Genomic DNA, 1725 nt, shown 5'->3' on the forward strand with positions numbered 1-1725 from the left:
GCCGCCGTAGCCGGTGCACAGGGAGCCGATGCGCAGCTCAGTCACGGGGTTCTCCTTTCAGGCGGCGGGGGTGATGGCGTGGAGGTGGGGGACGCCGAGGGCTTCGGCTAGCTCGCGGTAGTGGGCGGCTTGTTCTTCGGGTGTCCAGCGGGGCGTGGCGGCTGTACGGCGGCCGTTGGCGGGGCGGGCGTCCCCGAAGGTGCCGGTGGGGATTTCCTCGGCGTAGAGGCGCTCCTGGGGTGTCATGAGGCGGTCCTCTCGGTGCAGTGGCTGTGGGTCGTGCGTTCGGGCCGGCGGGGGTCCGGGATGAGCCGCTCGTGACAGCGGGTGCAGCGGAGGAAGCCGACCTGCCGTGTGGGGACGTGGTTTTGCTCTTGGTCGGAGTCGGTCTGTTGGGGTGCGGGGGGCCCGACTACCTGAGGCTTGAAGACCACCCCGGCCTCGTCATGGGGAGAGACATGGGTACCCCCTGGGTTATTCGGGGCGCGGTCCCCCGAACCGTTCGGGGCGCGGTCCCCCGAACCCATACGGGGCGCGGTCCCCCGAACTTCTTCGCCCGGATCTCCGGGAAGTTCAGGGCGCGGTCCCCCGAACTGGTTCGGGTCGCGGTCCCCCGAACTTCCGGCCGGTGCCTGCCACGGTGCCGACCCCTTCCCGGGCTTGCGCCGGGTGGTCTTCAAGACGTCCTCTGCCGCGCCCCAGTCCGGGATCGGGCACAGCACCAGCGTGTAGAGCGTCGCCTTCCCGCGGCGCTGCTCGCCCTTGACCGCGACCACGCCGGCGGCGATCCCCGCGTTCATGTACCGGCGGGCGTCCTTCTCGTCGGCGCCCGCGGCCTTGGCGATGTCCTGGATCCGGATCGGCTTGTGGTCGCCGTGGAAACGGAGTTCGCCGTTGGCGTTGGCGATGGCGCGGAGGGCGTAGAGCAGGGTGAGGAACCCCCGGCGGAGAGCCGTGGGCATCTCGCGGGACCAGCGCCAGGCCAGCGCGTTGCCGTAGGCGTGAGGCACGCTGCCGCTGGCGCGGGTGGCCTGCTCGTCAGTGCTCAACTGGGGCTCTCCGTGGTCGTGGTGCGGTGTACGGGGCGGGGGAGTCGGCCCGCCCCGTACGGCTTGTGGGAGGGGCTGGGTCAGCGCACGTACTCGTCGCGGCGCCGCTGCTCGCGGGCCCGCTCGTGCGCCCGGTACTCCGCCTCGGAGGGGTACTCGGCGAATGCGTCGCCGATGACGTGCTCCGGGTCGCGCGGGCCGGGGCCGACCTCGTCGAGGGTTCCGTCCATGCGGCGGGCCCTCCACATCGCGCGCTTGGCCTCCAGCAGGGTGGCGGCCTCGCCGTCGGACCGGGCGACCTCGCAGCCGGTGACGCGGACCTTGACCTGAGGTTCCTTCTCCTCGCCGTCGGCGTGGCCGGTGTACGACTTGGAGGTCAGCTCGACGATCGCGACCACGGTCGTCCCCGGCTTCTCGAACAGGCCGCGGCGCTGGTCAACGGTGAGGCTGGCCTCGACGGAAGCCGCGGCGGAGTCGAGCTTGACCTCGGGGGCCTGGTGGGGGCTGAGTTTCGGCATTACAGGGTGTCCTTTCGATAGGCGTCGGCCGCGTCTGCGGCCTGCTGGGCGAGGGCGGCCTCGGCGCAGGTCTTGTGCGCCGGGGACCGCTTCGAGTCGCGGGTGTGTGCGGGCTGTCCGCAGTACCGGCAGGGCTTCGGGGTGTGGGACCAGTGCGA

General features: G+C 71.9%; 3 protein-coding genes. All 3 read right to left on the bottom strand.

What is annotated here, in order from left to right:
- Positions 1-57: 57 nt before the first annotated feature.
- The gene (locus VIU94_RS12040; protein WP_331910542.1) at positions 58-246 is read right to left on the bottom strand and encodes a hypothetical protein; all 189 of its coding nucleotides are present in this window, start codon (positions 244-246) and stop codon (positions 58-60) included.
- Positions 243-1049, bottom strand: a complete 807-nt coding sequence (locus tag VIU94_RS12045; protein ID WP_331910544.1) for a hypothetical protein — start codon at positions 1047-1049, stop codon at positions 243-245. Before VIU94_RS12045 ends, VIU94_RS12040 begins: the two co-directional genes overlap by 4 nt.
- An 80-nt stretch (positions 1050-1129) precedes the next feature.
- Entirely contained in the window at positions 1130-1567 is a 438-nt protein-coding gene (locus tag VIU94_RS12050; protein ID WP_331910546.1) for a hypothetical protein, read from the bottom strand.
- Positions 1568-1725: the final 158 nt, after the last annotated feature.

It is taken from the genome of Streptomyces sp. (assembly GCF_036566765.1).
Lineage (GTDB): Bacteria > Actinomycetota > Actinomycetes > Streptomycetales > Streptomycetaceae > Streptomyces.

Coding starts and splice junctions, on each gene's coding strand:
- VIU94_RS12040 (WP_331910542.1), bottom strand. CDS start 246: ATGACACCCCAGGAGCGCCTCTACGCCGAGGAAATCCCCACCGGCACC.
- VIU94_RS12050 (WP_331910546.1), bottom strand. CDS start 1,567: ATGCCGAAACTCAGCCCCCACCAGGCCCCCGAGGTCAAGCTCGACTCC.